We start from the raw sequence: 5,343 nt of genomic DNA, 5'->3' as shown, positions 1-5,343 counted from the left end.
GGGCCGGCGCGGGCCGCGGCGGCGGTCCGGGGGCGGGAGGGCGGGGGCGGGTCGCGGGCGTCGGCGTCGTCATGCCCCCAGCCTTCCCGGGCGGCGGGGTGTGCCGCCTGAGTCGATGTACTCAGGTGCCGTGCGTGATGTTCCCGGGTTGCTCGCGGGTGCGCACCTCGAACACGGCGGGTCCCACGGCGAGGACGCCGTCGGTCAGCGGCCGGCAGCGCACTCCCCCGCCGCCGCGCAGGGCGCGCTGGGCGCCGGGTCCGAGGGTGGTGTCCATCCAGGCGCAGGGCCGGGCGGCGCTGCGCACCTCCAGCTCCACCGGTCCGAAACCGCAATCGAGACAGACCGTCGTGCCGCTCAGGGCGTCGATGTCGACTCCGCGCAGCAGGACGTTGCGCCGGGTGCGGAGCAGGTCGGCCGGGTACGGCCCGGGCAGCCGCTCGGCCGCCATGAGGGTGATCGACGCGTTGCGGTGGGCGGGGTGGTTGAAGTACCGGTCCCCGACGATGCCGAGGCCCGCGCGCACCTCGGCCGTCGTCACCCGTTCCCCGGGCGGGAGGTCGGGCAGGCCCTCGCCCGGCCGGCCGGAGAGCCGGTGCACCGGGGAGACCAGCAGCTGGAGTATTTCGACGTGCGGCACGCGTCGAGCCTAACCGGCGTCGCGCGGCACCCGGCCACCGGTGGCACCGGCGCCCGCGGCGGGAGGCGGCCCGCGGCGGCACCCGGCCGCCCGCTCCTGCCGTGCGCGGACACCCGCTCCCGGCCCCGGTGGTCATCCCCCCGCGACGCAGGCCGCTCCGGCGCCGGTCGCGGCCCGGGGACGGTGTCCCGCCGGCACCGCCGTCCCGCTCCCGAGGGGCTCACCCGCCCGGCCGCGCCGTGTGCTCCGGGCCGCTCAGCGGACCGGTTTCCACTCGAACATCAGGATCGTGGCGTCGTCCCGGAGCCGGCTGTCCTGGGAGTCCAGCAGCGAGTGGATCAGGCGCCGGAGCGTCTCGGGCGCGATCTCGCCGGTGGCGCTGGCCCGGATGACGTAGTCCGCGAACCGTTCGAGACCGAGCAGCCGCCCGTCGGCCATCCGTGCCTCGGTGACGCCGTCGGTGTAGAGCAGGACCCGGTCCCCGGGCTGGAGCCGCGCCTCGTGCACCCGGCGGTCCCGCGCGGAGAGCAGGGACCGCAGGCCCATGGGCGGGTCGGCCTCGCGGACCAGCGCGTCGACGAGCAGCCGCTGGTCGCGGATGAGGAGCGGGGCGGGATGGCCGCAGTTGCTCCAGTGCAGCACGCCGGTGTCGAAGTCGAGTCGGGCGAGGACGCCGGTGCAGAACTGGTCCGGCAGCCACCGGCTGAGCGCCTGGTCCACGCCGTCGACCAGGGAGCGCAGGTCGGCGTCGGTGCGGCGGGCGTTGCGGCAGGCGGCCAGGGCGACGGCGCTGGTCAGCCCGGAGAGCAGGTTGTGCCCCATGGCGTCCAGGACGACGGTGTGCAGGGCGCGGGTGGTGAGGGAGTGGTCGAAGGCGTCGCCGCCGATGTCGTAGGCGGGCTCGAGGACGGCCGTGGAGACGACGTGGCCGTTGCCGATGGTGCGCGGCGGCAGGAAGGCCCGCAGCATCTCGGCGGGCAGGTGCATCGCCCTGGTCCGGGTCCGCCGTACGAAGGAGTCCTTGTAGGCCCGCTTGGAGCTGACCATCATGGCGAGCAGGGCGGCCAGCGCCCGGGACTGGCGCAGGGTCTCCGCGGTGAGCGTCCGGGTGTGGACGGCCAGCACGCCGAGCCGTTCGGCGCCGTCGAGCAGCGGGAACCACGCCGTCATCCCGTCCCGCTCGGTCTCCTCCACGCGCAGGGACTGGGTGCGGTAGCACCAGCCGGCGAGCGAGTCGTCGATCAGCAGGCCGGCGCCCTCCTCGGTGAGCGGCACGAGGTGCCGCTGCTGGAGGTCGGCGAGGTAGACCACGGCGTGCCGCAGGCCCAGCGACTTCACGCAGGTGTGGACGGCGGCCGTCAGGTCCAGCGTGCAGTTGGCGGGGTCGGCCAGGAACTCCTCCAGCGGCGACCCGCCCGGTTCTGCCGTCACCTTCGCACCACCACCCGCGGACGTCGTCCTCCCAGCAGTCTCACCCCGTGCGGCGCGGCCCGCAGCGCCGGTACACCCGCCCGGGTGCGCACCCGCGGCGCGGGGGGGCACGGCAACTGTTCGAGGAAGGCGGAGAATTCGGCGTTGAAGCGGGCCGGGTCCGCCAGGTTCGGGTGGTGGGCGGTGCCCGGGACGGCGACGGTGCGCCCGCCGGGGACGAGGGACGCGAGGCGGCCGTCGGCGGTCGGGAGCGAGCGGACGGGCAGGGCTGTCAGACCGACACTCATGACAACCAAGGTGTCACCCTTCGTCACGTTGGCAACCAAGGTGTCATCCTGTTCCCATGACGGACGACCGCACCGCCCCCGCCTCCCCCGAGCCGCCCCGGGACGACCTGGCCGAACGCCTCACCGAGGTCTTCGACCTGGTCGGCCCGCTCTACCGGCGCGTGCACCGCAAGGTGGAGGAGGCGGCGCCGATCGAGGGCCTGTCGGTCGGTGTCCGCGCGGTGCTCGATCTGCTGCGCGCCCGGGGGCCGATGACGGTTCCGCAGATGGGCCGGGCGCAGGCGCTCAGCCGGCAGTTCGTCCAGCGGATGGTGAACGACGCGGCACGGCAGCACCTGGTGGAGAGCGTGCCGAACCCCGCGCACCGCCGGTCCTCGCTCATCCGGCTCACCGGCCCGGGCCGGGCGGCGATCGGTGCCGTGCGGGCCCGGGAGCGCGCGTTGCTGCGCCGGGTGGACGGCGATGTGACCATGGCGGACGTCGAGGCGTGCCTGCGCGTGCTCGGCGCCGTGCACGCGCTCTTCGACGACGTGGACGTGGACTGACCCGGCGCGCGGCGCTCATCCGTCGGCGAAGTCGCGCAGCCTGTCCTGGGAGCCGTTGAAGCGGTCGTGGTCGCCGACCTGCGGCCCGGTGGAGGTGTACTGCCACATCGTGTACACCGACCAGCCCGCGGGCAGCGTGCCGACCGTCGAGGCGTAGCGCGCCACCCACAGCGGGTTGACCGCGCCGAAGCCCGCGTAGTCGCCGGTGCACTCGGACCACCAGCTGGTGGCCGTGTAGATGACCGCGTCCCGGCCGGTGCGGGACTTGTAGCGGCCGAGGAAGTCGCGGATCCAGCCGACCATGCCGCTCGCGGACTTGCCGTAGCAGGAGTCGCCGTACGGGTTCCACTCGATGTCGAGGACGCCGGGCAGGGTCTTGCCGTCCTTCGACCAGCCGCCGCCGTGGTCCACGAAGTAGTCGGCCTGGGCGGCGCCGCCGGCCGTGTCCGGGGTGGCGAAGTGGTAGGCGCCGCGGACCATGCCGACGTCGTACGAACCGTCGTACTGCTGGGCGAAGTAGGGGTTGGTGTAGTAAGTCCCCTCGGTGGCCTTGGTGTACGCCCATCTGGTGCCGCCGTCCCAGAGCTTGCGCCAGTCGACGTCGCCCTGGTGGCTGGCGACGTCGACGCCCTCGGTCTGGGTGGCGCGGGAGACCGGCGGCGGGGTGCCGGAGGTGCCGTCGTGGGCGAGGACGCCGATGCCCATGTAGGCGTTGCCGCGCTCGAGCGGCCCCCCGGTCGGGTCGGACACGGCCTGGGGGCCGGAGAGGAAGAGGAGCAGGCCGGTCAGGGCACCGGTGAACAGGCACCGGGGGGACCGGCCGCGGATGCGGGACATGGAGTTTCGCACGGAGTCCATCTGACCCGGGGCCGGGCCGTCGCGCACCCCGGGTTGCGCCGGGCGAAGGCTTCCGCGGCCGGTGTCTAAGCCATGCGGGTGGCCGTCACCCGTCGATGCGGTGCTGGGTCCAGAAGGAGGTGAGGTCCGTGCTCGTGGCCGCCTGGGCCGCCGCCTTGAACTCGGCCGTGGTGGACACGCCGTACCAGTGGGCGGTGGCGTAGTCCTTCAGCAGCCTGGCCATGGCGGTGTCCCCGAGGACCCGCCTGAGGTCGTGCAGGGCGCACTTGCCGTAGCCGTAGACGACGGTGGAGTACCGGGAGGAGTGCGCGTCCCAGTAGGCCATCGAGTTGGTGATCTTCTCGGCGTTGGAGGCCCAGGAGACGCCGCTCCAGCAGCCGGTGCCGGTCTTGCCCTGGGCGAGGTCGGTGGCGTAGTCGGTGAACGCCTCGTCCAGCCAGGGGCTGGTGTACTCGTCGTCGCCGACGATGCCGTACCACCACTGGTGGGCGATCTCGTGGGTGAGCGCGGTGGTGCTGACGAGGTCCAGGACGAAGCCGGGGTATTCCATGCCGCCGAACCAGTAGTTGTTGTCGATGACGGCGTCCAGCTCGCCGTAGGGGTAGGCGCCGAACCGGGCGGCGTGGGCGTCGACCGCGGTCCGGGCGGTGCTGAGCATCGACTGGGCGCCGGCGGAGCTGATGCCGGAGACGGAGTAGACGTTCACCGGGACGCCGGCCGCCGAGGTGCCGGATATCCTGCTGAACGGTCCCGCCGCCCAGGCGAAGTCGCGGACCTGGCCGGCGGTGGCCGTGGTGACCGTACGGCCGCTGGAGCCGGGGGTGTCCGTGGACGTGCCGGTGGCCGGCACCAGCAGGCCGCTCGGGTGGTCCAGGACGACCTTGAAGTCGGCGGCCAGGGAGTAGAACGACTCGCCGTTGTCGGTGTACGGGTCCAGGTGCCAGCCCGCGCCGTCGCGGACGGCGAGGACGGGCAGGGCGTTGCCGAGGAAGCTGAAAGCGCCGTCGTGGCCGAAGCGGTCGGCGCCGCTGGGCACGGTGATGCCGAGGTCGAAGCCGACGGTGGCGCTCCGCCCCTGGGCGAGCGGGGCCGGCAGGTCGATCCTCAGCGCGGTGCAGCCGGCCGACAGGGCGCCGGCCGTGCCGCCGGTGACGTTGCCGACCTTGATCGGCATCGCGTCGCAGGTGCCGTGGTAGTTGTCCCACAGCCGCAGGTACACCTCGCCGAGCGCGGTGGCGGAGGCGTTGGTGAAGGTCACGCTCTCCCGGCCGGTCCAGACGGTGCCGCCGGCGTCGCTGCTGAGGTTCACGGTGTAGGCGGGCGCGGCCGGGGTGCGGGCGGCGTCCCCGGCGGACGGGGCGGTGCCGTCGGAGGTGTCGAGGGCGCTGCCGCACCGGGCCGGGGTCGTCACGCTCCGGCCGAGGGCGCCGGTGCGCAGGGCGCCGGTGCCGTCGGGCCGGGCGTAGGAGGCGCCGCCGTGCGCGCCCTGTCCCGAGCGGCCGGTGACGACGGTGGACGAGGAGGCCGTCCACGGCGAGGTCCCGCTCTCGAAGCCGCCGTCGGGGACCGCCCGGGCCGGCGC

General features: G+C 74.2%; 6 protein-coding genes. 1 reads left to right on the top strand and 5 read right to left on the bottom strand.

Features of this window, described 5'->3' with window-relative positions; genetic code table 11:
- Window positions 1-121: 121 nt before the first annotated feature.
- From IF37_RS0137690 to IF37_RS45135, 3 genes are all read right to left on the bottom strand, one after another.
- Window positions 122-640, bottom strand: coding sequence for a hypothetical protein (locus IF37_RS0137690; RefSeq protein ID WP_030753959.1), 519 nt, complete (start codon window positions 638-640; stop codon window positions 122-124).
- Between the two features lie 255 nt (window positions 641-895).
- Complete coding sequence (locus IF37_RS0137685; protein ID WP_030753957.1) at window positions 896-2,071, bottom strand: PP2C family protein-serine/threonine phosphatase; 1,176 nt, start codon at window positions 2,069-2,071, stop codon at window positions 896-898.
- Window positions 2,068-2,358, bottom strand: coding sequence for an alpha/beta fold hydrolase (locus IF37_RS45135; protein WP_030753954.1), 291 nt, complete (start codon window positions 2,356-2,358; stop codon window positions 2,068-2,070). Before IF37_RS45135 ends, IF37_RS0137685 begins: the two co-directional genes overlap by 4 nt.
- Window positions 2,359-2,414: 56 nt before the next feature.
- Here IF37_RS45135 and IF37_RS0137675 point away from each other — a divergent pair, with 56 nt between their 5' ends.
- Window positions 2,415-2,903 carry a MarR family winged helix-turn-helix transcriptional regulator gene (locus tag IF37_RS0137675; protein ID WP_030753951.1) on the top strand — a complete coding sequence of 163 codons (489 nt, stop codon included), beginning with the start codon at window positions 2,415-2,417 and terminating at the stop codon, window positions 2,901-2,903.
- A gap of 15 nt (window positions 2,904-2,918) precedes the next feature.
- Here the strand turns inward: IF37_RS0137675 and IF37_RS0137670 are convergent, their stop codons facing one another.
- Together IF37_RS0137670 and IF37_RS0137665 are read right to left on the bottom strand one after the other, a co-directional pair.
- On the bottom strand, window positions 2,919-3,761 hold the full coding sequence (locus IF37_RS0137670; RefSeq protein WP_030753948.1) for a lysozyme: 843 nt from the start codon (window positions 3,759-3,761) through the stop codon (window positions 2,919-2,921).
- A gap of 85 nt (window positions 3,762-3,846) precedes the next feature.
- Window positions 3,847-5,343, bottom strand: a 1,497-nt coding sequence (locus IF37_RS0137665) for a M1 family metallopeptidase (RefSeq protein ID WP_030753944.1), incomplete at its 5' end; no start/stop codon positions are given.

The sequence above is a fragment of the Streptomyces sp. NRRL S-31 genome (assembly GCF_000718775.1).
Taxonomy (GTDB): Bacteria; Actinomycetota; Actinomycetes; order Streptomycetales; family Streptomycetaceae; genus Streptomyces.
This window is presented reverse-complemented; position numbering and strand designations above follow the sequence as displayed.